Annotated in this window: 25 protein-coding genes; 16 read left to right on the top strand and 9 right to left on the bottom strand. The window is 71.0% G+C overall.

What is annotated here, in order from left to right:
- Positions 1-41: 41 nt before the first annotated feature.
- From ACFWVE_RS27835 to ACFWVE_RS27825, 3 genes are all read right to left on the bottom strand, one after another.
- Complete coding sequence (locus ACFWVE_RS27835; RefSeq protein ID WP_384019492.1) at positions 42-734, bottom strand: phosphatase PAP2 family protein; 693 nt, start codon at positions 732-734, stop codon at positions 42-44.
- A 212-nt stretch (positions 735-946) separates the two neighbouring features.
- Positions 947-1951 carry an NlpC/P60 family protein gene (locus ACFWVE_RS27830; RefSeq protein WP_384019526.1) on the bottom strand — a complete coding sequence of 335 codons (1005 nt, stop codon included), beginning with the start codon at positions 1949-1951 and terminating at the stop codon, positions 947-949.
- A gap of 140 nt (positions 1952-2091) precedes the next feature.
- Entirely contained in the window at positions 2092-2514 is a 423-nt protein-coding gene (locus ACFWVE_RS27825; RefSeq protein WP_384019489.1) for an ATP-binding protein, read from the bottom strand.
- 207 nt (positions 2515-2721) lie between these two features.
- Between ACFWVE_RS27825 and ACFWVE_RS27820 the strand changes: the two genes are divergently transcribed.
- From ACFWVE_RS27820 to ACFWVE_RS27780, 9 genes are all read left to right on the top strand, one after another.
- Positions 2722-3567: a helix-turn-helix transcriptional regulator gene (locus tag ACFWVE_RS27820; protein WP_384019486.1), complete on the top strand. Its 846-nt coding sequence runs from the start codon at positions 2722-2724 to the stop codon at positions 3565-3567.
- An 11-nt stretch (positions 3568-3578) separates the two neighbouring features.
- On the top strand, positions 3579-3932 hold the full coding sequence (locus ACFWVE_RS27815) for a DUF397 domain-containing protein (protein WP_384019484.1): 354 nt from the start codon (positions 3579-3581) through the stop codon (positions 3930-3932).
- A gap of 205 nt (positions 3933-4137) precedes the next feature.
- Positions 4138-4446, top strand: coding sequence for a hypothetical protein (locus tag ACFWVE_RS27810; RefSeq protein WP_042174769.1), 309 nt, complete (start codon positions 4138-4140; stop codon positions 4444-4446).
- 200 nt (positions 4447-4646) lie between these two features.
- Positions 4647-5474, top strand: coding sequence for a hypothetical protein (locus tag ACFWVE_RS27805; RefSeq protein WP_384019480.1), 828 nt, complete (start codon positions 4647-4649; stop codon positions 5472-5474).
- Positions 5464-6798, top strand: a complete 1335-nt coding sequence (locus ACFWVE_RS27800) for a hypothetical protein (RefSeq protein WP_384019477.1) — start codon at positions 5464-5466, stop codon at positions 6796-6798. Before ACFWVE_RS27805 ends, ACFWVE_RS27800 begins: the two co-directional genes overlap by 11 nt.
- Before the next feature lie 14 nt (positions 6799-6812).
- Positions 6813-8354, top strand: a complete 1542-nt coding sequence (locus tag ACFWVE_RS27795) for an SCO6880 family protein (RefSeq protein ID WP_384019523.1) — start codon at positions 6813-6815, stop codon at positions 8352-8354.
- Positions 8355-8367: 13 nt separating this feature from the next.
- Positions 8368-9783, top strand: coding sequence for an ATP-binding protein (locus tag ACFWVE_RS27790; protein ID WP_384019474.1), 1416 nt, complete (start codon positions 8368-8370; stop codon positions 9781-9783).
- 15 nt (positions 9784-9798) lie between these two features.
- On the top strand, positions 9799-11424 hold the full coding sequence (locus ACFWVE_RS27785; RefSeq protein WP_384019471.1) for a type VI secretion protein: 1626 nt from the start codon (positions 9799-9801) through the stop codon (positions 11422-11424).
- 125 nt (positions 11425-11549) lie between these two features.
- The gene (locus tag ACFWVE_RS27780; protein WP_384019468.1) at positions 11550-11804 is read left to right on the top strand and encodes a hypothetical protein; all 255 of its coding nucleotides are present in this window, start codon (positions 11550-11552) and stop codon (positions 11802-11804) included.
- Between the two features lie 29 nt (positions 11805-11833).
- On the opposite strand, the gene ACFWVE_RS27775 is transcribed toward ACFWVE_RS27780, so the two are convergent.
- From ACFWVE_RS27775 to ACFWVE_RS27765, 3 genes are all read right to left on the bottom strand, one after another.
- Positions 11834-13012: a GDSL-type esterase/lipase family protein gene (locus ACFWVE_RS27775; RefSeq protein WP_384019465.1), complete on the bottom strand. Its 1179-nt coding sequence runs from the start codon at positions 13010-13012 to the stop codon at positions 11834-11836.
- A gap of 99 nt (positions 13013-13111) precedes the next feature.
- Positions 13112-13681, bottom strand: a complete 570-nt coding sequence (locus ACFWVE_RS27770) for a TetR/AcrR family transcriptional regulator (RefSeq protein ID WP_384019463.1) — start codon at positions 13679-13681, stop codon at positions 13112-13114.
- Positions 13682-14273: 592 nt separating this feature from the next.
- On the bottom strand, positions 14274-14888 hold the full coding sequence (locus ACFWVE_RS27765) for a VanZ family protein (protein ID WP_384019460.1): 615 nt from the start codon (positions 14886-14888) through the stop codon (positions 14274-14276).
- A 173-nt stretch (positions 14889-15061) separates the two neighbouring features.
- Here ACFWVE_RS27765 and ACFWVE_RS27760 point away from each other — a divergent pair, with 173 nt between their 5' ends.
- Together ACFWVE_RS27760 and ACFWVE_RS27755 are read left to right on the top strand one after the other, a co-directional pair.
- Entirely contained in the window at positions 15062-16372 is a 1311-nt protein-coding gene (locus ACFWVE_RS27760) for a sensor histidine kinase (RefSeq protein WP_384019457.1), read from the top strand.
- Complete coding sequence (locus ACFWVE_RS27755; RefSeq protein ID WP_384019454.1) at positions 16369-17022, top strand: response regulator; 654 nt, start codon at positions 16369-16371, stop codon at positions 17020-17022. Before ACFWVE_RS27760 ends, ACFWVE_RS27755 begins: the two co-directional genes overlap by 4 nt.
- Before the next feature lie 140 nt (positions 17023-17162).
- Here the strand turns inward: ACFWVE_RS27755 and ACFWVE_RS27750 are convergent, their stop codons facing one another.
- Together ACFWVE_RS27750 and ACFWVE_RS27745 are read right to left on the bottom strand one after the other, a co-directional pair.
- Positions 17163-17372 carry a hypothetical protein gene (locus tag ACFWVE_RS27750; RefSeq protein ID WP_384019451.1) on the bottom strand — a complete coding sequence of 70 codons (210 nt, stop codon included), beginning with the start codon at positions 17370-17372 and terminating at the stop codon, positions 17163-17165.
- 75 nt (positions 17373-17447) lie between these two features.
- Positions 17448-18065: a TetR/AcrR family transcriptional regulator gene (locus ACFWVE_RS27745; RefSeq protein WP_384019448.1), complete on the bottom strand. Its 618-nt coding sequence runs from the start codon at positions 18063-18065 to the stop codon at positions 17448-17450.
- A 62-nt stretch (positions 18066-18127) separates the two neighbouring features.
- On the opposite strand from ACFWVE_RS27745, the gene ACFWVE_RS27740 reads away from it, so the two are divergent.
- Positions 18128-19033 (top strand): oxidoreductase, encoded by a 906-nt coding sequence (locus ACFWVE_RS27740; protein ID WP_384019446.1) that lies wholly within the window; start codon positions 18128-18130, stop codon positions 19031-19033.
- Between the two features lie 37 nt (positions 19034-19070).
- Here ACFWVE_RS27740 and ACFWVE_RS27735 read toward each other — a convergent pair whose 3' ends face one another.
- On the bottom strand, positions 19071-19649 hold the full coding sequence (locus tag ACFWVE_RS27735; RefSeq protein WP_384019443.1) for a GNAT family N-acetyltransferase: 579 nt from the start codon (positions 19647-19649) through the stop codon (positions 19071-19073).
- A gap of 93 nt (positions 19650-19742) precedes the next feature.
- On the opposite strand from ACFWVE_RS27735, the gene ACFWVE_RS27730 reads away from it, so the two are divergent.
- The 4 genes from ACFWVE_RS27730 to ACFWVE_RS27715 are packed head-to-tail and all read left to right on the top strand — an operon-like array spanning position 19743 to position 23486.
- Positions 19743-20678: an ATP-binding cassette domain-containing protein gene (locus ACFWVE_RS27730; protein WP_384019440.1), complete on the top strand. Its 936-nt coding sequence runs from the start codon at positions 19743-19745 to the stop codon at positions 20676-20678.
- Positions 20675-21475 carry an ABC transporter permease gene (locus ACFWVE_RS27725; RefSeq protein WP_384019437.1) on the top strand — a complete coding sequence of 267 codons (801 nt, stop codon included), beginning with the start codon at positions 20675-20677 and terminating at the stop codon, positions 21473-21475. Before ACFWVE_RS27730 ends, ACFWVE_RS27725 begins: the two co-directional genes overlap by 4 nt.
- A gap of 47 nt (positions 21476-21522) precedes the next feature.
- The gene (locus ACFWVE_RS27720) at positions 21523-22806 is read left to right on the top strand and encodes a sensor histidine kinase (RefSeq protein WP_384019434.1); all 1284 of its coding nucleotides are present in this window, start codon (positions 21523-21525) and stop codon (positions 22804-22806) included.
- Positions 22803-23486 (top strand): response regulator, encoded by a 684-nt coding sequence (locus ACFWVE_RS27715; RefSeq protein ID WP_384019431.1) that lies wholly within the window; start codon positions 22803-22805, stop codon positions 23484-23486. The genes ACFWVE_RS27720 and ACFWVE_RS27715 overlap by 4 nt, the downstream gene beginning before the upstream one ends.
- Positions 23487-23591 lie beyond the last annotated feature (105 nt).

The raw sequence follows: 23591 nt of genomic DNA, 5'->3' as shown, positions 1-23591 counted from the left end.
CGCGCGGGACGGGCCGCGCGGGACGGGCCCCGCGGGACCGCCTACGCCGCCAGGTCCCGCCTGCCCGCCTGCGACGACCGCGCCTCACCGGGAATCACCCGCGCCTCGGCCTGTCGCCCTCTGATCAGCCACGCCCCCCGCCGCGACTGCTCGACCGCCCTCATGACCGGCGTCAGCAGCGCCATCGCGGGCGGCGACAGCAGCAGGGCGACGGCCGTGCCGAGCGCGAGCCCGCCCACGACGTCGGTCGGGTAGTGCACACCCATGTAGACCCGGATGAACCCGCCCAGCACCCCGATCACCAGGGCGACGAGCCCGAGCCGCCGGTTGGCCAGGAACAGCCCCACCGCCAGCGCCATGGTGAGCGTCGCGTGGTCGCTGACGAACGAGAAGTCGGTCTTTCCGTCGACCAGGACCTCGAGCCCCTCATGGTCGTAGAACGGCCTGCGCCGCTCCACGAACCCGCGTATCGGCACGTTCACCAGGACCGCGACGCCCGCCGCGAGCGGAGCCCACACCAGGGCCGCCACGGTCGGGGCCGCGTCCTCGCCGCCCCGCCGTCTGACGCCCCACCAGCACCACACCACCAACCCCAGCAGGGCGAACAGCAGTCCGAACTCGCCCATGAAGCCCATGATTTCGTCGACCCAGGGGGGCGCGGCCTTCGCCAGGCCGTTGATGTCATAAAGCAGGTCGACGTCGGGATTCGACCCGGAGTCGGCGAGTCCAGCCATGGTGCTGCGGCTCCTTCGTCGGTTTGTCTCGGCGCACAGGGCGATACGCCGCTCCGCCACCCCCGTGGTGTGTAGATCCGCTGACTGTTCGGGCTACGACAACAGGAACGCACGACCCTTGCCCGTACGTTCCAACATCCACTGAATGAGCACGCAGACGTTATCGAAGAGAGATACGTCTTCGCAGCTCAGGGGGTGGGTTCACCAGCCGCTCAAACCGTCGTGGGGAGCGCTTTCGCGCCATCCTCGGTGACGCGAGTGGCACCGAAGTAGTCAGGTGTGTCGATCGGGTCGAATCGGATCACAGCGCCCGGACGGGGCGCGTTGATCATGTAACCGCCACCGACATAAATGCCCACATGCCGGATGGCCCGCGAATTGGTGAGGTCGTCCGAGAAGAAGACCAGATCGCCGGGAAGGAGTTCGCCCCGCGTGGGATGCGGTCCCGCGTTGTACTGGTCGTTCGCCACCCGTGGCAGCGTGATCCCCACACTCTCGTACGCGGCCTTCGTCAGCCCTGAGCAGTCGAAGCGTCCCCCCTGGTCAGCGGTGCCGTTACCGCCCCATAGATAGAGCGTGCCGAGCTTCTCCTGCGCGTAGTTGATGGCTCCGGCCGCCTGCTCGGACGGGTCGACCCGGCCGACCGGAGCGGCGAAGCTCTTCTCCAGGGAGAGGATGCGCTTGACGTAGTTCTGCGTCTCCTCGTACGGCGGCACACCGCTGTACTTGATGACCGCGTAGGCCCCCGCGTTGTAGGAGGCCAGCATGTTTTCGGTCGGATTCCCCGGGACGTCCTTCACGTAGCCCGCGAGGGCGCAGTCGTACGTCGCCGCCGACGGAATCGCGTCGTTCGGGTCCCATACGTCCCGGTCGCCGTCGCCGTCCCCGTCGACACCGTGGGTGGCCCAGGTGCCGGGGATGAACTGGGCGATGCCCTGCGCCGCCGCATGGCTCTGCGCCTTCGGGTTGAACCCGCTCTCCTGGTACAACTGGGCGGCGAGCAGCGCCGGGTTGATGGCCGGGCAGAGATTGCCCCAGGTCGCCACGAGCTTCTGGTACTCGGCCGGCACGGCACCCTTCGCCAGCGTCTTGGCGGCCCCGCCGCCGACCCCGCCCGCGAGGTTCCCCGCGACGACGTAGACCCCGACGGCGAGCAGCATGACGAACGCGATCGCCGAGCCTCCGGCGACCCCCACCGCGATCCAGGCCTTACGCACCGTCAACCGCCCCTCTTCGTACAGGAGTCCGCCGCCCACGTCCGTGGCCAGTGTAGAGGCGGGTGTCCCCCTCCGGGGTGATCATGTGAGAGGAGTAACGGACGCGCCGCGCGAGCCCGGACACGCCACGGGGTACGGCGTCAACCGCCGCACTCCGCCCACAGGACCTTCCCTCCCCGCACGACCCCGACACCCCACGCGGACGCGCACGCCCGCACCAGCGGCAGCCCCCGCCCGTTCTCGGACTCGTCCGGCGGGGCGGTGAGCGGTACGGCGAGCGGTGCGGTGCCGTCGAAGCCGGGCGGCACCCGGGGGTCCGTGTCCCACACCCCGACCCGCAGCCGCCCCGCCTCCGCGGCCCGCAGCCGCAGCGCGTAGGGCCCGGTGGTGTGCAGATGGGCGTTGGCCAGCAGCTCCGCGGCCACCAGCTCGGCGGTGGGCACGAGTTCCCCGAGCCCGTGCGCCCCCAGCACGGTCCGCAGCGTGACGCGGGCGATGCGCGGAGCGCGGGGATCGTGCGGGAGCTGGAGGGTGTAGGACCAGGGCGGCGTTACGGTGGGCATGGAAGTCTCCGATCACTGACGGCAGTTGGTGGATTGCGTACGGTGGTTGCCCAGTGGCGGTGCCGATCCGTCGATCGGTGCGCTTCTGGGGCGGGGCGCCTGCGATCAAGCTAGCGCGGCACCGTAAAAGCCTTTATACGTTTCCAATGGAAACCTAGATACTGCACTCGTGTGAGTGACACGCACGGCAAGGAGGCGGGCCAGCCCGTGAGAACCAGTCCAACGGGTCGCCAGCTCCGTCTGGGCACCGAGCTGCGGAAACTCCGGGAGCGCGCGGGCCTCACGGCGACAGAGGCCGGTCAACTTCTTGGCATCAAGCCCACCCACATCAGCAACATGGAGGCCGGGCGCGCGGGCGTCAGCCCCGAACGCGTCCGGACCATGGCATGCCACTACGACTGCGCCGACACCGCCCTTGTGGACGCCATCGCCGCCATGCCGGGCGAGCGCAAGCGGGGCTGGTGGGAGGAGTACCGCGAGATCCTGCCCGCCGGACTGCTGGACCTGGCCGAACTCGAATGCCACGCGACGCATCTGCGCGGCTCCGTGACCGTGCACATCCCCGGCCTGCTCCAGACCACGGACCACGCCCGCGCGCTGTTCCGCCAGGTCGTGCCCGACCTCTCACCGCCCGACATCGAGCACCGCGTCTCATTCCGCATCAAGCGCCAGACCGTGATCTACGGGGACCGCGTCACCCCATACGTGGCGCTCATTCACGAGGCTGCGCTGCGGATGCAGTTCGGAGGTCCGGCCATCGCCGCCGCGCAACTGCGGCACCTGCTGGACATGAGCGAGCGGGAGCACATCACCATCAAGGTGATTCCGTTCGCCGCCGGAGGTTTCCCGGGGTCGGGCCAGTCGATCTTCTACTCGAGCGGCCCCGTGCCCCAGCTCGACACCGTCCATCTCGACCAGTCGCACGGGCCCGCGTTCCTCAACGCCGAGGCCCAGCTCAACAAGTACCGCGTCCTGCTGGAGCGGGTGGAGTCCCGAGCGCTCAACCCGGCGAAGTCGCGGGACGTCGTTCACACCATCGTCCAGGACCTCTGAAGGGACCCGAGATGCCCCGACTCAGCTGGCAGAAGTCGTCGTACTGCGGCGAAGGCGACTCCTGCGTCCACGTGGCCACGACCGCCGAGGCCATCCGCATGACCGAGTCCGCCGACCCCAGCGGAGCGATACTCACCACCACGCCCGATGACTTCCTGACCCTCGTTCAGGCCCTCAAGGAGGAACGGGAGGTGACGGCCGGCCGGCCATCCGGCATCGAAGTGATCCTCGGCGACGACCACACGGTCCGTATCCGTGCCGCCGCTGCCCCCGGCACCGCCGTCACGACGGACCGACGCAGGTGGGACACGTTCGTCCGGGGTGTGCGTGCGGGTGAGTTCGACCATTTCATGGGCCGAACGTGATACACAGAGTGACGATACGACTCTTCACCCATCGACCCGCGCCCCTCTCGGGGACCGGCGCGCGCCGGTGACAGCGATTATTCATACAAAACCCGCCAACTAATGACGCCGAGTCGGCATGCGACGGCGTCATCGTCGGCGACAATGGGCCCTGACCTCTGCGCCCGCAGAGGCACGGAACGACCCGACAGGGGCGGTGACTTACATGTTCTTCGCGGCCGACGAGGGAGACATCAACACCATCATCGGCGGGATCGCTCCCGACTGGGGTCCTTTCGGCAGCCTGGGCAACGAGGCCAAGGTCATGATCGAAGTGGTCATGGCGCTCGCCATCCTGATCTGCCTCGGCATCGCCATCTGGGGCGCGGCGAAGCAGCGCATCGGTGCGACGGCGCTGCGGGACACGTTCAGTGCGGAGCAGGGCAAGGGCCTGATCATCGCGGGTCTCACAGGCGTGTTCATCATCGGTTCACTGGGCACGGTGTTCACCATCGTGTACGGCATGGCCGTGTAGGACCCCGCCCATGCCTCCGACCGGGCACGCCCGGCCTCCCCTCCACCCCACCCACCCGTCGCGCCCACCGCCCGAGGTTGCGTTTCCCTGATGTCGACTCATAACACCGCGCCCGCGCGGGGACCAGCACGGCTACCGTCGTACGAGGAGTACGCGGAGTACGAGGTTTTTCCGCACGACGCTGAGGGGGCGCAGGCGGTATGAGTCTCGGGGACAAGTACGAGAACACCGGCGGGTACGGCGGATCGGGCCAGACCCGTACCCGCATGCCGGACAGCGGCGGCCCGCACGGCGGCGGACGCAGAGGCGGCGGACGCACGTCGTCCCGGAGCCTGGTCACGGTGGTCGGCGTGGTGGTGCTCCTGATCGCCGCGATCGCCTTCGCGAACCGTGGAGGAGACGATTCCCCATCGGGCGAGGGCGACGACTCCCCGAAGGCGGAGGCAACGGCCCCCTCGGGGGAGAGGCCGGTCCAGTCGGCGAACGCCGGCATCCCGTCGGGCTTCGCCCGGGACCGCCAGGGGGCGGAGAGCGCGGCGGCGAACTACGCGGCAGTGCTGGGGTCTGACGGAATGTTCAACCCGACCCGGCGACGCGAGATCGTGCAGTCCATCACAGACCCCAGTACACGGGACCGCCTTCAGGACGGCTTCGACGCCGACTACTCGGCAGAACTGCTGAAGAGCTTCGGTCTGACCGCGAACGGTACCGCTCCGGAAGGAATGACGTTCGTCAATCGCACGCTCCCCGCCGGTACCAAGGCGACGGCCTTCAGCGAGAGCGCGGCCACGGTCGAGGTCTGGTGCAGCGGCCTCTTCGGGCTGGCCGGTGACGGTTCAACCAACCCTGTGACCAGCAGCTGGTTCACGGTGACCATGAAGCTGAACTGGAGCGGTGATGACTGGAGGGTCCTCGAGACCACCCAGAAGACCGGTCCGACCCCTGTCCCGGGGGACAGCCCTGTTTCCGGGGCCGAGGACATGAGCAAGGTGGTCGAGGAGTTCGGAGGCTTCACCTATGCCCGGTAACCGCTCCCTACTCAAACTGACCGGCATCATTGCGGCAGTACAGGTATCAGCCCTCGTTTTCGCCACCCGCGCCTTTGCCGAGCCCACACCGACGCCTTCGGAAAGCAACAACGCCTGTGAGCTGATCGCCGGCCCCTCCAAGGCCAAATGCGAGGAAGAAAACGGCACAGCCTCCGGCGGTTCCGGAGGATCCGGCACCCTCGACAACCCCACCTCCGCCCTCGACCCCCTCGCCTCCCTCGCCCAGGGCTGCGCCGACGCCGCGTCCTGGACGGTCAAGAAGCTCAGTGCCGCCGTCGACGAGACCGCGGCCGTGGACTACACGAACCCGACGTTCCTCAAGCAGTACGCGGTCGTCTTCGCCGCGTCGACGATCCTGACGCTGCTGCTGTGGCTGATGGCGGTCGCCAAGCGGGCCGTGCGGGGCGTCCCCCTCACGACGGCCCTGTCCGAGGCGATCGGCTTCCTGTGGCTGACGGTGCTGGCCTCGGCGTTCACCCCGCTGATCCTCTACACGATCGTGTCGGCCACGGACGGCATCACGGACGTGCTGGCGAACGCGACCGGCGATCAGACGAACACGTTCTTCGGCACGTTCGCCGGCGCCCTGGAGAAGGGCGAGGACATCGGCGGCGGCCCGATCATGCTGATCGTCGTCTCGCTGGTGTCGATCGTCGCGGCCGGTGTGCTGTGGCTGGAACTGGTCATCCGCGCGGCGCTGCTCTACGTGGGCGCGCTGCTGGGCACGGTCGTGTACGCGGGTCTGGTCGACAAGAACCTGTGGGGGCACGTCCGGCGCTGGGCGGGCATCATGATCGCGGTGATCCTGGTCAAGCCGGTCATCGTCATAGTGCTGGGCCTGGCGGGGGCGCTGTCCAACGAGGACGGCCCGGACGCGTTCTCGGCCGTGGTGTCCGGCCTGGCGATCATCCTGCTGGCCATCTTCGCCAGCGCGATGATCTACCGCTTCGTGCCGGGCTTCGGCGACGAGATCGCGAACTCGCGCAGCAACCGTCTCATGCAGGGCGCCGAAGGCAAGGCCGCGGCGGTCATGGCCTCCCCGGCGACGATGGTCGCGCAGGGCATCAAGACCCACAGCACGCGCGCCGACAACAACGGCGGCGGGGGCGGCCAGTCCTCCGGCGGTGCCCGCCCGTCCAACCCCGTCTCCGGCGGAGTCGCCGCGCACAGCGCGCGCACCTCGAACGGCGGCGGCGGATCCGTTCCCTCCGCCGCACCCGCCCCCCGTCGGGACAGCCCGGTGAGCACGCCCCACGGGAACCGCAACAGCAGCAACAACAGCACGGGAGGTGAAGGGCGTTGACGACCGAAGCCCATATGTCCCATCCGGTCACGCCCCGCCGTACGTATCTGATCGGCCGCGCCCGGCCGAACGCGATCGTCGGCCGCAATCGCGAGACCGGTGAGATCGCGCTGATCGTCGTGGGCGCGTTCTTCGGCATGATGGCCGGTCTGCTCGTCCCCGTCCTGAGCCTGCGGATCGTGCTGCTCGCGGGCCTCCCGATGATCGCGCTGGCGGCCGTGTACGTGCCCTACCGGGGCCGCACCTTCTACAAATGGTTCGAAATCAACCGCAGTTACAAGCGCACCCTGCGCCAGGGCACGACGTACCGCTCGGGCGTCGTCGAAGCGGGCACCCGGCTCGACGGCCGGGAGGTCGAGATCGGCCCGCCGCCGGGGATCGGCCGGATCACCTGGCTCGCCGCCCCGTTCGGGCCCGACGAGATCGCCGTGCAGCTGCACGCGGACCGCAAGACGGTGACCGCCGCCATCGAGATCGAGGGCCCCGGCGTGGGTCTGCGCGACTCGGAGGACCAGGAGGCGCTCGTCGACCGCTTCGGCACGCTGCTCAAGCACGTGGCCAACGGCGACGGCTTCGTCACCCGCATCCAGATGCTCGCCCGCACGCTGCCCGCCGACCCCGACGCGCACGCCAAGGACGTCTCCCAACGCGGGGACGACAAGGCGCCGCCGTGGCTCCAGCAGTCCTACGACCAGTTGCAGTCGATGGTGTCGACCAGCAGCGAGCAGCACCGCGCGTACCTCGTCGCCTGTATGCACTTCAACCGCGACCTGGCCGCCGAGGCCAACGCGATGGCACGCGCGATGCGCACCCAGGGCCGCGGCAAGGTGGACCGGGACGCCGGACTGGCCGTCGTCATGGCCCGTGAGCTGACCGACATCTGCTCCCGGCTCCAGGAGGCCGACATCCGCGTACGGCAGCCGCTCGGCCAGAGCCGCCTGTCCTCGCTGATCCACTCCATGTACGACCCGGACCACCCGATCGACCACATCCAGGCGATGACCAAGCGCAACGCCTGGCCGGCCGAGCTCGACGCCATGGAGCCCACCTACCTCCAGGCCAAGACCCGCGAGTCCTCCACCCGCGCCCCCTGGTGCCACGCCACGGCCTGGGTGAAGGAGTGGCCGATGACCCCGGTGGGCGTCAACTTCCTGGCGCCGCTCCTGGTCCACACCCCGGACGTGATCCGCACGGTCGCCGTGACGATGGACCTCGAACCCACCGAGGTCGCCATCGAGCGCATGCTGACGGAGAAGACCAACGACGAGGCCGAGGCGTCCCGCGCCGCGAAGATGAACCGCACGGTCGACCCGCGCGACATCGCCGCCCACGGCCGCCTCGACCAGCGCGGCGAGGACCTCGCCAGCGGCGCGGCCGGCGTCAACCTCGTCGGCTACATCACCGTCTCCTCCCGCACCCCCGAGGCGCTGGCCCGCGACAAGCGGACCATCAGAGCGTCGGCGGGAAAGTCGTACCTGAAGCTGGAGTGGTGCGACCGCGAGCACCACCGCGCCTTCGTGAACACACTCCCGTTCGCCACCGGCATTCGAAGGTAGGGGCTGAGTTCTGATGCGGGATCCGCTGTCCGTCGTCACCGACGCCTTCACGTCGTTCCTGTTCGGCAAGGTCGAGACGACACGGCTGCCGGTGCGCACCTCCACGGGCCAGGCGCAGGCCGTCTACCTCCCGACCGCCGCCCCCGGCCTCGGCGACTCCGGCGTCATCATCGGCCGCGAGGTCTACTCCGGCAAGGGCTACATCTACGACCCGTTCCAGCTCTACGGCCAGCAGCTCCCCGCGCCGCACTGGCTGGTCCTCGGCGAGTCCGGCAACGGCAAGTCGGCGCTGGAGAAGACGTACGTCATGCGCCAGCTGCGCTTCCGCGACCGCCAGGTCGTCGTCCTGGACGCGCAGGGCGAGGACGGCGTCGGCGAGTGGAACCTCATCGCGCAGGAACTCGGCATCACTCCCATCCGGCTGGACCCGAGGGCCGCCCTGGACCACGGCATCCGCCTCAACCCGCTCGACCCGTCGATCACCACGACCGGCCAGCTCGCCCTGCTGCGCACCATCATCGAGGTCGCGATGGGGCACGGCCTGGACGAGCGCGCCGGCTTCGCGCTCAAGGTCGCGCACGCCTTCGTCACCGAGACGATCGTCGAACGCCAGCCGGTCCTCACCGACATCGTGGAGCGTCTGCGCCACCCGGAGGCCGAGTCGGCGGAAGCGATGAACGTCGCCATAGACGACGTACGGGCCTGGGGCCTGGACGTCGCCCTGGTGCTCGACCGGCTCGTCGACGGTGACCTGCGCGGCATGTTCGACGGGCCGACGACGGTCGGCATCGACCTGGACGCGCCGCTGATCGTCTTCGACCTGTCCCACATCGACCGCAACTCCATCGCCATGCCGATCCTGATGGCGATCGTCGGTGTCTGGCTGGAGCACACCTGGATCCGCCCCGACCGCAAAAAACGCATCTTCCTGGTCGAGGAGGCCTGGCACATCATCAACAGCCCGTTCGTGGCGCAGCTGTTCCAGCGGCTGCTCAAGTTCGGGCGGCGGCTGGGTCTGTCGTTCGTCGCGGTCGTCCACCACCTGTCCGACGTCGTGGACGGGGCGGCGGCGAAGGAGGCGGCGGCCATCCTCAAGATGGCGTCGACCCGGACCATCTACGCCCAGAAGGCCGACGAGGCACGGGCGACGGGCAGGGTGCTGGGCCTGCCCCGGTGGGCGGTGGAGATCATCCCCTCGCTCACCCCGGGCATCGCGGTCTGGGACGTCAACGGCAACGTGCAGGTGGTCAAACACCTCATCACCGAGACGGAACGCCCGCTGGTCTTCACCGACCGCGCGATGACCGAGTCCTCCGTCGACTTCCTCGCCGCCGACGACGCCCTGCGCGCCGCCGAGCTGGAGGCGGAGCAACGGGCGGCGGCCTTCGTGGAACAGCACATCGGCGACTCCGAATCGACGGTGGCGTAGGGGAAGGGAACCGACGTGGGACCGGACGGTCACGGCGGCGGACAGGGTCGGGCACGCAACGGCCAGGGCGGCATCCCGGACGGGCTGCTGGTCGGGCTGCTCGCGTTCCTGCTCGGCATCACCCTGCTGGTGTGGACGGCCACGGGCCTCGCGGGCCTCTTCGCCCGCGGCTCCTGGCCGTCCGGCGTCACCTTCACCCGCACCCCGGTCGCCATACGGCACCTCGTCTCCCAGCCCCACGACATCCCGGGCGCCTGGCCGGACACCCCGGCCTCCGCCCTCTCGGGGTACGGGCTGTTCTGGGGCCTGTTCATCGGCCAGCTGATGCTGCTGGTCGTCCTCACCGTCTTCGTCCTGGGCACGGTGGCCCGGTGGCGGGCGGTACGGGCCCGGCAGAAGGCTGAGCGGGCGGCGGGGCGCGCGGCGTCGAGGGCTTCGACGGCCCCGACGGTCCCGACGGTCCCGACGGTCCCGACGGTCCCGACGGCGAAGCCGGAACCTTCGCCGGAGCCGGTCCGGCACGAGGTACCGACCCCGAGAACGGCACCCGATCCCGTACGGGGACGGGAAACGGAACCGCTCCCGGCCACGGCCCCACCGCGGGAGGCCGAACCCGCCCCCACCGAAGCCCTCCCGCCGCCAGAGGGCCCGGCCCCCTCGGCTCTCGCGGTCCACTCCTCGTCCTGCGAGCCGGTGATCTACGGCCCTCCGGACGCCCGTCGCACCGCCGCCGCCGCGGCCGTACGGGACGCGGAGGGCCCCGCCCTCGTCCTGACTTCGAACCCCGCCCTCTGGGAGGAGACGAAGGACGCGCGGGCCAAGCTCGGCCCCACCCACCTCTACGACCCGACCCACCGCTGCGACACCCCGGCCCGCCTCCACTGGTCGCCCACCAGCGGCTGCGAGGACAAGGACACGGCCGTCGCGCGCGCCGCCGCCCTGCTGGCCCCGGTCCGCCCCGCCTCCCGCCTCGACCAGGCCGTCAGCGACACCGCCCAGACCCTCCTGCGCTGCTATCTGCACGCCGCCGCCATCGACGGCCGTACCGTCCGCCACGTCCACCGCTGGGCGCAGGGCACCCAGGTCCAGGACGCGGTACGCATCCTGCGCACCAGCCCGAAGGCTGCGCCGGGCGCCGCCGGCGAACTGGAGTCGACGCTCACCGCCCACCCGGAACGCCGGGACATCGCCCAGCAACTGACGACGCGTGCGCTGTCGGCCCTGTCGACGGTCAACGTCCGCGAGGCCTGCACACCCGACCGAACTGATGCGCTCGCCCTGGATTCCTTCGTCCACGAAGGGGGCACACTTTATGTGGTGGGTGACTCCATCGAGGATCCCCGCACCCGTCCGGGTGCGATGCCGTTGCTGACGGCCCTCACCGCAAGCGTGGTCGAGCACGGCCGGCGCATGGCCGAACGGTCATCCTCCGGTCGGCTCGACCCACCATTCACGCTGGTCCTGGACGACGTGGCGGCCGTGGCCCCGCTCCCCCAGCTCCCGGACCTGCTCACCAACGGCCCGGACCGGGGCATGCCCGCCCTGGCCCTCCTCCGCTCCCGCGAACAGTCCCGCGCCCGCTGGCCGCACGACGGCCTCGGCCTCGGCCTCGGGGAGGACCGGTACAGCGGTTATCGATGAGAACGACCGGCCTCTCGCGACACCTGCGGTGAGGTGCGCTTTGACGCCGGGCGCGTTCTCCTCGCCGGAGAGGTCCGTGATCCCGGTGGTGTCGACCGGGCACCGGTCATCGTGCTGTCCGGCCAGTGCGAGGGTGGGCCGGTCCGGTACTCCGGGCTCTCCCCCGGCCCTGCGGGTCCGGGCCCGAGTTCGCCGAAGCACTCCCGGAAACGTCCGTCATCGCCCCCGGCGGCACCCTGCTGGACGGTCTCGACAGCACCGGCGCCCTCGTCGCCCCGCTCGCCACCACCACAGCCGGCCTCATGTGCCTGCGCTCGGCAACCGGCGGCCGCATCGACCGCGCGGGCGGGAACTCCCCCGGCATCAGCGAGGCCGCGTAGCGACCGCGGTCTGCGTGACCGCGGTGTGGTCAGCCGGTCCTGGCGGCGAAGGGGCCGCCGTCGCCGAACGCGAGCCGCGCGAAGTTCTCGCCGATGCGGCGGTGTCCTGCGGGGTCGGGGTGGATCTCGTCGGGCAGTGGCAGTTCGGCGTAGTCCTTCTCGCCGTAGAGGTCACGGCCGTCGAGGTAGTGCAGGTTCGTGTCGTCGGCCGCCCGCTGTTCGACGATCCGGGCGAGTTCGTCACGGATGACGTTGAGTGTCAGGCGCCCGGCGGCGCGTTCGGCGGGGTCGCCCGTGGCCTTGAACCGCAGGGTCCCGCCGTCGAAGTCGGGCGCGAGGGGGCCGGGAGTGTCCTCCTGGACCGGGCACAGAGTGGGGGACACGACCAGCAGCGGCGTGGTCGGATGCCCCTCTCGGATGGTGTCGAGGAAGCCGTGGACCGCGGGGGTGAAGGCGCGCAGGCGCATCACGTCGGCGTTGACGAGGTTTGTGCCGATCTTGAGGCTGATCAGGTCCGCGGGGGCGTCCCGCATCGCACGGGCGGTGAACGGGTCGAGCAGCGCGCTGCCGCTGAATCCCAGGTTGACCAGTTCCACGCCGCCCCGGGCCGCGGCCAGGGCCGGCCAGACAGCGGTCGGGTGGGAGGCGTTCGAGCCGTGGCTGATGGAACTGCCGTGGTGCAGCCACACCCTGCGCCCGTGGTCCGGTGCCGGCTCGACCGGGGCATCGGTGCGCAGGGCGATCAGCTCGGTGATCTCCGTGTGCGGAAGCCAGATCTCGACGTCCTTGTCGCGCGCCGGCAGGTCGGTGAACCGGGCGGTACCGGCAGGGCCCTCACGCAGTTCGGCGGACTGGGTGACCATGTCGACGACCGTGCGGACGTTACCGCCGGTCACCGTGGCCTGGGCGGCGAGCCGTCCATCGACCAGCAGGTCGTACACGCCGTCCGCCGGGGCCGGGAAACCCCGGTAGACCCGCTTGGTGGGCAGCGTGTCCAGTTCGATGGCGGTGGCCCGGGTGCGGAAGGCCAACCGCACGCCGGAGGGCTGGGCCTCGGCCACGGCCAGTTGGTCGTCAGGGATCTGCCGACGAGCCCGAGCGGGCAGCCGATGCGGCAGCAGGCCGTGCGCGGTCGGTTCCAGGTCGAGGAAACCGCGCAGGATGTCCGCGGTGACGGGTGTGGTGATCCAGTCGCGCTCAGTGCTCATTGCGCATTGCTCCAGCCTGTTGATCAGGATTTCCGGATTGCTTCGGGTACGCCGGTGCGCGGCGCGGTGGACCGCCTCCGGCGGCACGGCCCCCGTCGGTCAGGGCGTGGTCCGGTTTCGCAGCAGAGCGTCGAGGGAATCCAGGGTCCAGGCCCAGGATTCCTGCGAGTCGACGGCGGTGTGGCTGAAGCCCCCGGCCATCTCCAGGCTGACGTAGCCGTGGAAGACGCTGCCCAGCATCCGGACCGCGTGCGTCTGGTCCGGCTCCGTCAGGTCGTAGCCGCGCAGGATCGCCCGCGTCATCTGCGCGTGCCGCACCCCTGCACTGGCGGCCGCCGTCTCGGGGTCGAGCCTGAGCCGGGCGGCGGCGTAGCGACCGGGATGCTCCCGGGCGTAGTCGCGGTAGGCATCCGCGAAGGCGGCCAGGGCGTCCTTGCCGGCTCGCCCGGCCAGGGCGGCGGCGACCCGGTCGGCGAGTTCCTCCAGCGCGAACAGGGCGATCCTGGTCTTGAGGTCCTGGGAGTTCTTCAGGTGCGAGTACAGACTCGCGACCTTGACGTCGAACCGCCGGGCGAGCGCCGAGACGGTCACCTGGTCGAAGCCGACCTCGTCGGCCAGTTCCGCTCCCGCCCGGGTCAGGCGCTCCGGGGTCAGCCCTGCTCGAACCATAATCTTCCTCCCAGTCGACGATAAGCATTATGCATCTACCTAATAGCTTTAGGCAAATGACAGATGCCGAGACCGGCCCGGGAACCGGTGATCTCGCACGGGGAGGTGTCGCGTATGCCTTGGGGTCGCATCCCGCTTGTCACCGTGGGTGTTCGTCGGGCTGTATCGCCGGCCTCGAGGCCGAGTCGGCCCTCGCTGCCGGGCTGCCGGGCTGCCGGGCTGCCGGGCTGCCGAGATGTCCGAGGTCCTTCACGGTGGGAGGACGCCGTGGCCAGCCACCGAACACATCGTCCCGCCGGCCGCACCCATGTGGACGAGGTCTGCCTGGGCGCGCCGCTCACGGCGGGGTTCAACGTGGACATCGTCAGCCGGACCGTCGTGCGGTGCGCGTACGACGCGCTCGCCGCGGTCACGCCTGCCGTGGACTCACCAGCCCGGGCCGGTGCGCGGGTGCGTCTTCGAACAACGGCCGAAGACTTGTTCCTTGCGAAACGGCCCATCGGCTCGGATGAGGCAGTCGCAACGGAGTACGTGCGCCGACGTGCCCGCGTTCCCGTCCTCCCCGCACGTCGTCCCCCGGCCCTCTCGTACGTCAGCCCGTGACCGGGGCAGGGGAGCGGCGCGACGGGACCACCGTGCCGAGGGCGACGGCCGAACCGGGCAGGGCGGCGCCGCGCAGTGAACCGCCCAGCGCCTCCGTGCGGAGCGCGGCCCGCAACAGCGCCCAGCCGATCAGGCCGCCGAGCGTATTGGCGATCACGTCGTTGATGTCGACCGAACGGCCGTTGTTGAAGAGGATGTACGAGAGCATCTGCGCACTCTCGATCGCCGCACTGGCCAGCGCGGTCAGCGCGGTGACGCGCCCCGCCGAGGTCGCCCGCGACGATATGAGGGGGAGCAGCAGGCCCAGCGGGACCAGCATGACGACGTTGGGCAGGGCACTGACGTCCATGGTGAGCAGGGGAAGCCAGTTCAGCTGGTTGTACCAGGGCATCAGGTTCGCGCCTTCGCCCCAGGTGATGTCGAGCGGGAAGACGGTGATGGACAGCACCGCCGCCGCGTACAGCACGACGGTGAAGCGGAACACCGCGTGCCGCCCGGTGTGCCCTGCCGTCCCGCGCCGCGCACGGATGGCGAGGACGACGGCGTATGCCGCGAGCAGCGGCCCGAGCACGAGGGCGGGGCCGATCTGGAATGACACGTTCATGGTGGGGTCCTCGCAGGCTGGGCGACGGGGGCCGTCGGGCGACGACGGGTTGACGATGACGACTCTGCCGCCGACCACACGCCTGCCGTATCTGCTGAAAGGCCGGTCCGTCGTCGTGCGGCTATGACTTTCGGCCGAGGCCGACCCGCCCGGCCGGCGGATATCTTCGGGGCATGCTGTGCTCGCCCCTCTCATCCAGTCGTGCGGCGGCCCTCGCCAAGGCGGGGGGCGTCGTCGCGGCCTGCGCTGCGGCGGCGGCGGGGCTGCTGGACCTGCGGATGGGCACGTTCCGGCAGCCGGTCACCGGCAGCCCGCTGCTGATCTCGGCCGCCGTGGCCGCGGTCGCCCTGGTGCTGCTTCCGCGGCTGTCGGCGGCCGGCGTGGCCCGGGCCGCCTGCGGGGCGGGGGCCGTCTCGCTGGGGTGCTCGTCGGTTCTCCGTCTCCGTTCGGACGGGGCGGGGGACCTCGGCCCGGCGGCCTCGTCCGCGTACGGGGCTTTCGAGCCCGTGGCCCTGCTCGTCCTGCTGCTGTTCTCCGCGCGCCGGGTCACACCCCTGGGGGCCGGGCTCGGGGTGCCCCTGCTCACCGCCGCCGTGGTGCTGCGGCCGCTGGCGATCCGGGTGCAGGAGGGCAGTACGACCGTCGCGCTCTTCCTCACCCTGCTCACCAGCGCCGCGCTCGCCGCAGGGCTCACCGCCCGGCTGGTGGTGGCCGCCCGGGAGCAGCGGGACGAGCGGGTCCGGCTCGACCAGCGGGTGGACTTCGCCCGCGACCTGCACGACTTCGTCGCCCACCATGTGACGGGCATCGTCGTCCAGGCCCAGGGTGCCCGGGCCGTCGCGGCGAAGAACCCCGAGCTGGTGGAGCCCGCCCTGGAACTCATAGAGCGGACCGGCGCCGAGGCACTGGAGTCCATGCGGCGGATGGTGGGCGCCCTGAGAGAGGAATCCGGGGTCGGGGCGGGAGCCGGCGCGGGGGTTCCGTTGCCTGTGGACAGCGGGCTCGACGGGGTCCGGTCCCTGGTCGACGGCTTCGCGTACCCGGGGGCGCGTATCCGGCTCGTCGAGCGGGGCCCGCTCGACGGCATACCGGCGGAGGTGGCGAGCAGCATCCACCGGGTGGTGATGGAGGCCCTGACCAATGTGGCCAGGCACTCCCACGGCTGCGGCACGGTCGAGGTGGTGCTGACCGCCGCGCCCGGAGGAGCGGTCGACGTCGAGATCCGCGACGACGGGGACGGCCGACGCGCCCCGGGCGGCGGGAGTGGCAGGAGCGGGAACGGCTACGGACTGCGAGGGCTGCGCGAGCGGGTCGCCCTGGCCGGCGGAACCTTCCGGGCCGGTCCCGGGAGTGGTGACGGGGGCGACGACGGGGGTGGTTGGACGGTGACGGCCTCGTTCCCCGGCGCTTCGGCCGCGTTCCACGGCGATGCGGGTGACGGCCGTGCCGCAGGCCTCCGCGCCGGGAGAGGCGGGACCGGATGACGGCGATCCGTGTGCTGATCGCGGACGACCAGGCCATCGTCCGTACGGGCATGGCCATGATCCTGGCGGCCGAGGACGGCATCGAGGTCGTCGGGCAGGCCCGGGACGGCCTGGAAGCGGTCGAGCAGGTGACCCGGCTCCGTCCGGACGTCGTGCTGATGGACATCCGGATGCCCCGACTCGACGGCCTGGAGGCGCTGCGGCGGCTCACCCGCCCCGGGGTGGTTCATGTGCCGAGGGTGGTGATGGTGACGACCTTCGACGACGACGAGTACGTGCACCACGCGCTGCGGGGCGGTGCCTGCGGCTTTCTGCTGAAGGACGCCGGACCCCGGCTGCTGGCGGAGGCCGTACGGTCGGCGGCCCTGGGCGAGGCGCTGATCAGCCCGTCCGTCACGGTGCGGCTGCTCCAGCGGTTCACCGAACCGGCCCGGCAGCGGGCCCGGCCACCCGGCGGGGCGCTGTCCCGGCGGGAGGAGGACGTCGTCGGCCTGGTGGCCCGGGGACACACCAACGCGGAGATCGCCGCCGGGCTCCACATCAGCACCGGTACGGTCAAGGCGCACCTCAGCAACATCCAGAGCAAGCTCGGCGCCCGCAACCGTGTGGAGATCGCTGCGTGGGCGTGGGAGTCGGGCCTGGTGCGTTGAGCTGCTCACCGTCCGCCGGTCGGTCGGCTCAAGAGCCCACGGACGACGAAGCCGGAACGACCTCGGTACTGCACTGAACTTCACGGCGTCCACGTTGAGGACAAGCGAGGCTCGGCGGACCCGGCGTGAGCACCCGCGCTTCACCGCTGGTGATCGCCGAGGGCGTATCGGCTCCAGGTCCCGCCGGCTTCGGTGACCAGGCGGGTGGCGGTCTCGTCGTGACAGCCGAGTGCCTTCGCGATGACGGGGGCCGGGGCTTGGAGGACGAGCTGACGGATCGCGGAGGTCCTGCCGCGCTGCGGAGGGACGCCGATCTCGCGCAGGTGGACTCGAAGGCCGACCGGGTTCACGGGCTGTCCGGGCCGACGGCCGGGGAAGAGCCACTGTGAGCTTCTGCTGTTGGCGCAGGGCAGGCGTCAGGAGCCTCACACAAGCGGGCGGGCACCGCGCAGGAACTGCTCGACGGCGGTCTCCACCAGCCCGTCGAGCAGTTCCGGCCGGACGATGTTGCCGTTGATGATCGAAGCGATGCCCTGGAGGGTCGCGAACAGGACGATCCCGATCCGCTCGGGTTCGCCCGCCTGGAGCGACCCCTGCTCCTGGCCCTGGACGATCAGGTCGTTCATGAGCCCGAACGGTGCTTCCGCCGCCTTGACGATCCGCTCCGCACCCGGCCGGTGCTTGCTGGTGTACATCAGCTCGAGAAGCGCCGCGTTCTCGGTGGCGAAGCGGGTGTAGGCCGTCATGGCGGCCCGTACGCGCGAGGGGAAGTCCTCCTCCGGGCCCGCCGGCGCGGTGCGCAGCGCCGTGTCCAGCCGGGCGAACCCGTCCTCGGCGAGCGCGTCGAGCAGTGCCTGGCGGTCCGGGAAGTGCCGGCGCGGCGCGGCGTGGCTGACGCCGACCTCCCGGGCCAGGTCGCGCAGCGACAGCTGGTCCGCGCCACGCTCCCGCAGGCCGCGCGCGGCCGCGTCGAGCAGGGCGGCCCGGAGGTTGCCGTGATGGTAGGGCCTCTCTTCGGCGGCGTCCGCGGTCACGTCTGGCATGACCCCACCCTAACAGCGTGTATCCATTGACTACTTTGTTGTCAGCGTCTACTTTGTGGCTCATGGCAACATCAGCGTTCTCCACCGCGGACATTCCGGCCATGACCGGCCGCACGATCGTCGTCACCGGCGCGAACAGCGGAATCGGCCGCGTCGCCGCCCGCGTCCTCGCCGCCAAGGGCGCGCGCGTCGTGTTCGCCGTACGCGACACCGGGAAAGGGCGCGAGGCAGCCGCCGGGGTGTCCGGCCACACCGAGGTCCGCCGGCTCGACCTCGCCGACCTCTCCTCGGTCCGCGCGTTCGCCGAGGACTTCACCGACCCCGTCGACGTACTGGTCAACAACGCGGGCGTGATGATCCCGCCGTTCTCCCGCACGGCCGACGGCTTCGAGCTGCAGTTCGGCACCAACCACCTGGGCCACTTCGCGCTCACCAACCTCCTCCTGCCGCAGATCCGGGGCCGGGTCGTCACCCTCTCGTCCAACGGCCACAAGGTGGGCTCGATCGACTTCGACGACCTCAACTGGGAGCGCAGGCCGTACCGGGCGATGCCCGCGTACGCGCAGTCCAAGCTCGCCAACCTGCTGTTCACCGCGGAACTCCAGCGCCGGCTCACCGAAGCCGGCTCCCCGGTCATCGCCACCGCCGCACACCCGGGCCTCGCGGCCACCAACCTGCTGCGGTACGACGGCCGGGGACGCCTGCGCCACCGTGTGAAGACGACGGTGGCCGGACTCATCGCCCAGAGCGACGACGCCGGCGCCCTCCCCACCCTCTACGCGACCGTCGCGGACATCCCCGGCAACAGCTACGCGGGCCCGAGCGGCTTCATGGAGGGCCGCGGCGCCCCGGAGCTGGTCGGCCGCTCGGCGAAGGCACAGGACGCCGAGGTGGCCCACCGCCTGTGGGAGGTCTCCGAAGACCTGACGGGAGTCACCTTCCCCCGCTCCGGTCTCCGGACCGTCTGACCCGCGCCGCCGGTGTCGGTCTCGGTGTCGGTGTCGCTCAGCGCTCGACGACCATCTCGATCTCGTGCTCGTCCGGCTTCCCCTCCAGCGGCACGGTCACCCCGCTCTCGGCGAATCCCGCCTTGCGGTAGAAGCCGATGGCGCGCCCGTTGTCGGAGTGCACGATGAGCCGCACCCGCTCCGTCCCCCGCGCCCACGCCCACTCCAGCGCGGCCTCGAACAACATCTTGGCGAGCCCGTTCCCCCGGTGCTCGGGCCCTACGTACACCCCGACGAGATGCCCCTGCAGCCGCTCGACGGGACACCCGGCCCAGTCCGTCGTGCCGGCCTCCTCGACCAGCACGACCACCGTGCCCACCAGAACACCCTCCGCCGTCTCGGCGACGAACTGCCGCACCCCGCCCGCCTCCTCGGCCGCGTTCGCCGTCCGCTCCTGCCAGTACGCGTCGGGATGCACCACCGCCGCCTCGTAGGTGTCCAGGTACGCGATGGACGCGACCGGATCCCTCAGCGCGGCCAGCCGCAGCGCCCTCACCGCAGCCCACTCCCCGGCCCGCACGGGCCGGACCACATACTCCCCGGCCCCGGTCGGGCTCCCGTTCGGCGTAGTACTCATGCCGGCCACGGTAGTACCCGGGTACGACCGTCCTCACCCGAATACGGCCCGCGGTCCGATGCCCGCCGCCCTCGCACGCACGAGCATCGGAGCATGATTACGGCACAGGAACTCACCAAACGCTACGGCGACCGGACCGTCGTCACCGACCTGTCCTTCACCGTCCGCCCCGGCACCGTCACCGGCTTCCTCGGCCCGAACGGCGCCGGCAAGTCCACCACCCTGCGTATGATCCTCGGCCTGGACGCCCCCACCCGCGGCCACACCACCGTGTCCGGCCGTTCCTACGCCGCCCACCCCGCGCCGCTGACCGAGGTCGGCGCGTTGCTGGAGGCCCGCTCGGTGCACCCGGGCCGTACCGCCCACCACCACCTCCGGGCCCTCGCCCACACCCACGGCATCCCCAGGAGCCGCGTCGAACACGTTCTCGCCCGGACCGGCCTCACCGAGGTCGCCCACCGCCGGGTCAAGGGCTTCTCCCTCGGCATGGGCCAGCGCCTCGGCATCGCCGCCGCGCTGCTCGGCGACCCGGCCGCCCTCGTCCTCGACGAACCGGTCAACGGCCTCGACCCCGAGGGCGTCCTGTGGATCCGCACCCTGCTCAAGTCCCTGGCCGCGGAGGGCCGTACGGTCCTCGTCTCGTCCCACCTGATGAGCGAGACGGCCCTCACCGCCGACCACCTCGTCATCATCGGCCGCGGCCGGCTCCTCGCCGACACCACCGTCACCGACTTCGTCCGCCGGTCCGGCGCGGGCACCGTCAAGGTCGTCACCCCGGACGCCACCGCCCTGGCCCACCTCCTCACCGCCCCCGGCGTCACCCTCGCCACCGACGCCCCCGGCCACCTCACCGTGCGCGGCGCGGACGCCGAGCACATCGGCCGCACCGCCGCGGCCCACGGCATCCCCCTGTACGAACTCACCCCGAACACGGCCTCCCTGGAGGAGGCGTTCATGAACCTCACCCACGACACGGTCGAGTACACCGCCACCGCCGTCCCGGACACCCTGAAAGGAGCGGCAGCATGACCGCCACCGCTGGAGCCACCGTCACCACCGTCCCCGCGTACCGGGTGACCCCGTCCCGCGTCCTGCGCTCCGAATGGCACAAACTGTGGACGCTCCGCTCCACCTGGATCAACCTCGTCGCCACCGCCGTCCTGACCCTCGGCATGGGCGCGGGCATCAGCGCCGCCTACGACGGCAGCGGCGAAGGCGGCCTCGACACGGTCGTCTTCGTCCTGCTCGGCACCCAGTTCGCCACGATCAACCTCGCCGTCCTGGGCATCCTCGCCACCGCCGGCGAGTACTCCACCGGCCAGATCCGCGCCACGATGACCGCGGTCCCCCGCCGCCTGCCCGTCCTGTGGTCCAAGGCCGCCGTACTGGCCGCGGTCGCCTTCGCCCTCAGCCTGTGGACGAACCTGCTGACCTTCCCGCTGGCCCAGTCCTTCCTCACCGACACCGACCAGGCGGCCGCCCTCGGCGACCCGGGCGTCCTGCGCGGCCTCGTCGGCAACGCGGCCGGCCTCACCCTCCTCGCCGTCATGGCCCTCGGACTCGGCGCCGTCGCCCGCTCGATCCCCCTCGCCACCGGCGCCTACATCGGCCTCGTCATGATCGTCCCGGAGGTCCTGCGGATGCTCCCGTACGCCGTCGTCGACGACACCGTCCGCTACTTCCCCTCCAAGGCCCTGGAATCCCTCACCGCCGCCCAGCACGGCCCGGACGCGGCCGCACCGGGCACCGCGCTGCTCGCCCTGACCCTGTGGGCGGCGGTCTCCCTCGCGGCAGCGGCGGTGACCCTGCGCCGCCGGGACGTCTGACCGCCGTGGCGCCCGCCGTGTTCCGCCCGCCGGACGGACCGACCACCATGGACCGCGTGGCGAACGACGACCAGGAGACACCCACGGTGGAACGGCCGGCGGAGAAACAGCCGGCGGAACCCCTCACCCAGTACGTCCAACGCCTCAACCAGCGGGTGCGCGCCTTCGACCGGCGCCACCCGCTGCTGTGGGACCTGCACTTCACCGGCTTCTGGGTGGCGGCCGCCCTCATCGACTACACCGGCGGCGGCTGGCGCAACATCACCCACAACCCGGACACCCCCGGCCGGCTCCTGCTCGTCCTGAGCCTCGGCCTGTCCGCCCCTCTCCTGCGGCGCCGTACCCACCCCGCGGCGGTACTGCTCGCCATGGCCCCGTTCGCCCTGGTCAACGCCTGGACCGGCGCGGCCCTCCAGGCGGCCCTGCTGCAACTCGTCGCCGTCTACCACATCGCCCTGCGCCTCCCACTGCGCAACCTGTGGTGGGCGACCGCGCTCGTCCTCATCCCGGTCGCGGTCTCCACGGCCCGTTACGGAGAGGGCGAGTGGAGTCAGCAGATCGGCTCGCAGCTGACGTCCGTCCTCGTGGCGGCCCTCATCGGCGTCACGGTCCGCACCCGCCAGAACTACACCGAGGCCCTGGAAGACCGCGCCCGACGCCTCGAGACCGAACGCGACCAGCAGGCCCAGCTGGCAGCCGCCGCCGAACGCGCCCGCATCGCCCGCGAGATGCACGACATCATCGGCCACAACCTCTCCGTCATCACCGGCCTGGCCGACGGCGGCAAGTACGCGGCCACCAAGTCCCCGGAACGCGCCGCCCAGGCACTGGACGCCATCGGCACCACCAGCCGCCAGGCCATGAGCGAACTCCGCCGCCTCCTGGACGTCCTCCGGGAGGAGGACCAGCCGGCCCACCCCGCCGAGCTGACTCCCCAGCCCACCCTCACCGACCTCGAGCAGCTCATCAGCGGCGTCCGCGCCGCGGGCCTCCCCATCCACACCACCGTCGAAGGCCGCCCCGGCCTCCCCGCGGGCCGCCAGCTCACCGTCTACCGCGTCGTCCAGGAAGCCCTCACCAACACCCTCAAACACGCCGGCCCGAACACCACCGCCGAGATCGCCCTCGCCTACGGCAACCAGGGCGCCGTCACAGCCACGATCACCGACACCGGTACCGCAGCGAACCACGCTCCCGCCGACGGTCGCGGCCTCCCCGGAATGCGCGAGCGAACCGCTCTGTACGGCGGCACACTTGAGGCCGGCCCACGCCCTCACCCCGAACAGGGCTGGCGCGTCCACCTGCACCTTCCGGAGGAACCCCCGCAGTGACCACCGTCCTCATCGCCGACGACCAGCCCCTCCAGCGCTTCGGCTTCCGCATGCTGCTGGAGAGCCAGGACGACATGACGGTCCTCGGCGAGGCGTCGGGCGGCAGCGAAGCGACCCGTATGACAGCCGAACTGCACCCCGACGTCGTCCTGATGGACATCCGCATGCCCGGCATGGACGGCATCGAGGCCACCCGCCGCATCGTCGCCACCGGCGACCGCACCCGCGTCCTCATCCTCACGACGTTCGACCTCGACGAGTACGCCTACGCAGGCCTCCGCGCCGGCGCCTCCGGCTTCCTCGTCAAGGACGCCCAGCCGGAGGACCTCCTCTCCGGCATCCGCTCCGTGGCCACCGGCGACGCGGTCGTCGCGCCCGGCCTGACCCGCCGTCTCCTCGACGCCTACGCCCACCACTTGCCGACACCGACCCGCCAGGGCCCTTCCACGCCCACGGCCCCGCACACCGACCCCCGCCTGGACTCCCTCACCGAACGCGAACGTGAGATCCTCACCGTCATCGGCCAGGGCTGGACCAACACGGAGATCGCCACCCGTCTCCATCTCGCCGAATCAACGGTGAAGACCCACGTGGGCCGCATCCTCGCGAAAACGGGCTCGAGGGACCGCATCCAGGCAGTGATCCTGGCCTACGACACCAAGCTGGTGGAGCCGTCATAAACCCCACGGGAAACGCAGAAAGCCCCGTGCCGAAGGGCACGGGGCTTTCTCTACAAGAATTGTTCGGCGGCGTCCTACTCTCCCACAGGGTCCCCCCTGCAGTAC

Origin of the sequence: Streptomyces sp. NPDC058632 (genome assembly GCF_042717095.1) — a bacterium.
GTDB lineage: Bacteria > Actinomycetota > Actinomycetes > Streptomycetales > Streptomycetaceae > Streptomyces.
The sequence above is the reverse complement of the archived record's forward strand: the minus strand, read 5'-3'. Positions and strand labels throughout refer to the sequence as shown.

What these genes read in the sequence shown, in the direction of transcription:
- ACFWVE_RS27835 (WP_384019492.1), bottom strand. Translation starts at nt 734, where the DNA reads ATGGCTGGACTCGCCGACTCCGGGTCGAATCCCGACGTCGACCTGCTT.
- ACFWVE_RS27825 (WP_384019489.1), bottom strand. Translation starts at nt 2,514, where the DNA reads ATGCCCACCGTAACGCCGCCCTGGTCCTACACCCTCCAGCTCCCGCAC.
- ACFWVE_RS27815 (WP_384019484.1), top strand. Translation starts at nt 3,579, where the DNA reads ATGCCCCGACTCAGCTGGCAGAAGTCGTCGTACTGCGGCGAAGGCGAC.
- ACFWVE_RS27810 (WP_042174769.1), top strand. Translation starts at nt 4,138, where the DNA reads ATGTTCTTCGCGGCCGACGAGGGAGACATCAACACCATCATCGGCGGG.
- ACFWVE_RS27805 (WP_384019480.1), top strand. Translation starts at nt 4,647, where the DNA reads ATGAGTCTCGGGGACAAGTACGAGAACACCGGCGGGTACGGCGGATCG.
- ACFWVE_RS27800 (WP_384019477.1), top strand. Translation starts at nt 5,464, where the DNA reads ATGCCCGGTAACCGCTCCCTACTCAAACTGACCGGCATCATTGCGGCA.
- ACFWVE_RS27795 (WP_384019523.1), top strand. Translation starts at nt 6,813, where the DNA reads ATGTCCCATCCGGTCACGCCCCGCCGTACGTATCTGATCGGCCGCGCC.
- ACFWVE_RS27790 (WP_384019474.1), top strand. Translation starts at nt 8,368, where the DNA reads ATGCGGGATCCGCTGTCCGTCGTCACCGACGCCTTCACGTCGTTCCTG.
- ACFWVE_RS27775 (WP_384019465.1), bottom strand. Translation starts at nt 13,012, where the DNA reads ATGAGCACTGAGCGCGACTGGATCACCACACCCGTCACCGCGGACATC.
- ACFWVE_RS27770 (WP_384019463.1), bottom strand. Translation starts at nt 13,681, where the DNA reads ATGGTTCGAGCAGGGCTGACCCCGGAGCGCCTGACCCGGGCGGGAGCG.
- ACFWVE_RS27765 (WP_384019460.1), bottom strand. Translation starts at nt 14,888, where the DNA reads ATGAACGTGTCATTCCAGATCGGCCCCGCCCTCGTGCTCGGGCCGCTG.
- ACFWVE_RS27760 (WP_384019457.1), top strand. Translation starts at nt 15,062, where the DNA reads ATGCTGTGCTCGCCCCTCTCATCCAGTCGTGCGGCGGCCCTCGCCAAG.
- ACFWVE_RS27755 (WP_384019454.1), top strand. Translation starts at nt 16,369, where the DNA reads ATGACGGCGATCCGTGTGCTGATCGCGGACGACCAGGCCATCGTCCGT.
- ACFWVE_RS27745 (WP_384019448.1), bottom strand. Translation starts at nt 18,065, where the DNA reads ATGCCAGACGTGACCGCGGACGCCGCCGAAGAGAGGCCCTACCATCAC.
- ACFWVE_RS27740 (WP_384019446.1), top strand. Translation starts at nt 18,128, where the DNA reads ATGGCAACATCAGCGTTCTCCACCGCGGACATTCCGGCCATGACCGGC.
- ACFWVE_RS27735 (WP_384019443.1), bottom strand. Translation starts at nt 19,649, where the DNA reads ATGAGTACTACGCCGAACGGGAGCCCGACCGGGGCCGGGGAGTATGTG.
- ACFWVE_RS27730 (WP_384019440.1), top strand. Translation starts at nt 19,743, where the DNA reads ATGATTACGGCACAGGAACTCACCAAACGCTACGGCGACCGGACCGTC.
- ACFWVE_RS27725 (WP_384019437.1), top strand. Translation starts at nt 20,675, where the DNA reads ATGACCGCCACCGCTGGAGCCACCGTCACCACCGTCCCCGCGTACCGG.
- ACFWVE_RS27720 (WP_384019434.1), top strand. Translation starts at nt 21,523, where the DNA reads ATGGACCGCGTGGCGAACGACGACCAGGAGACACCCACGGTGGAACGG.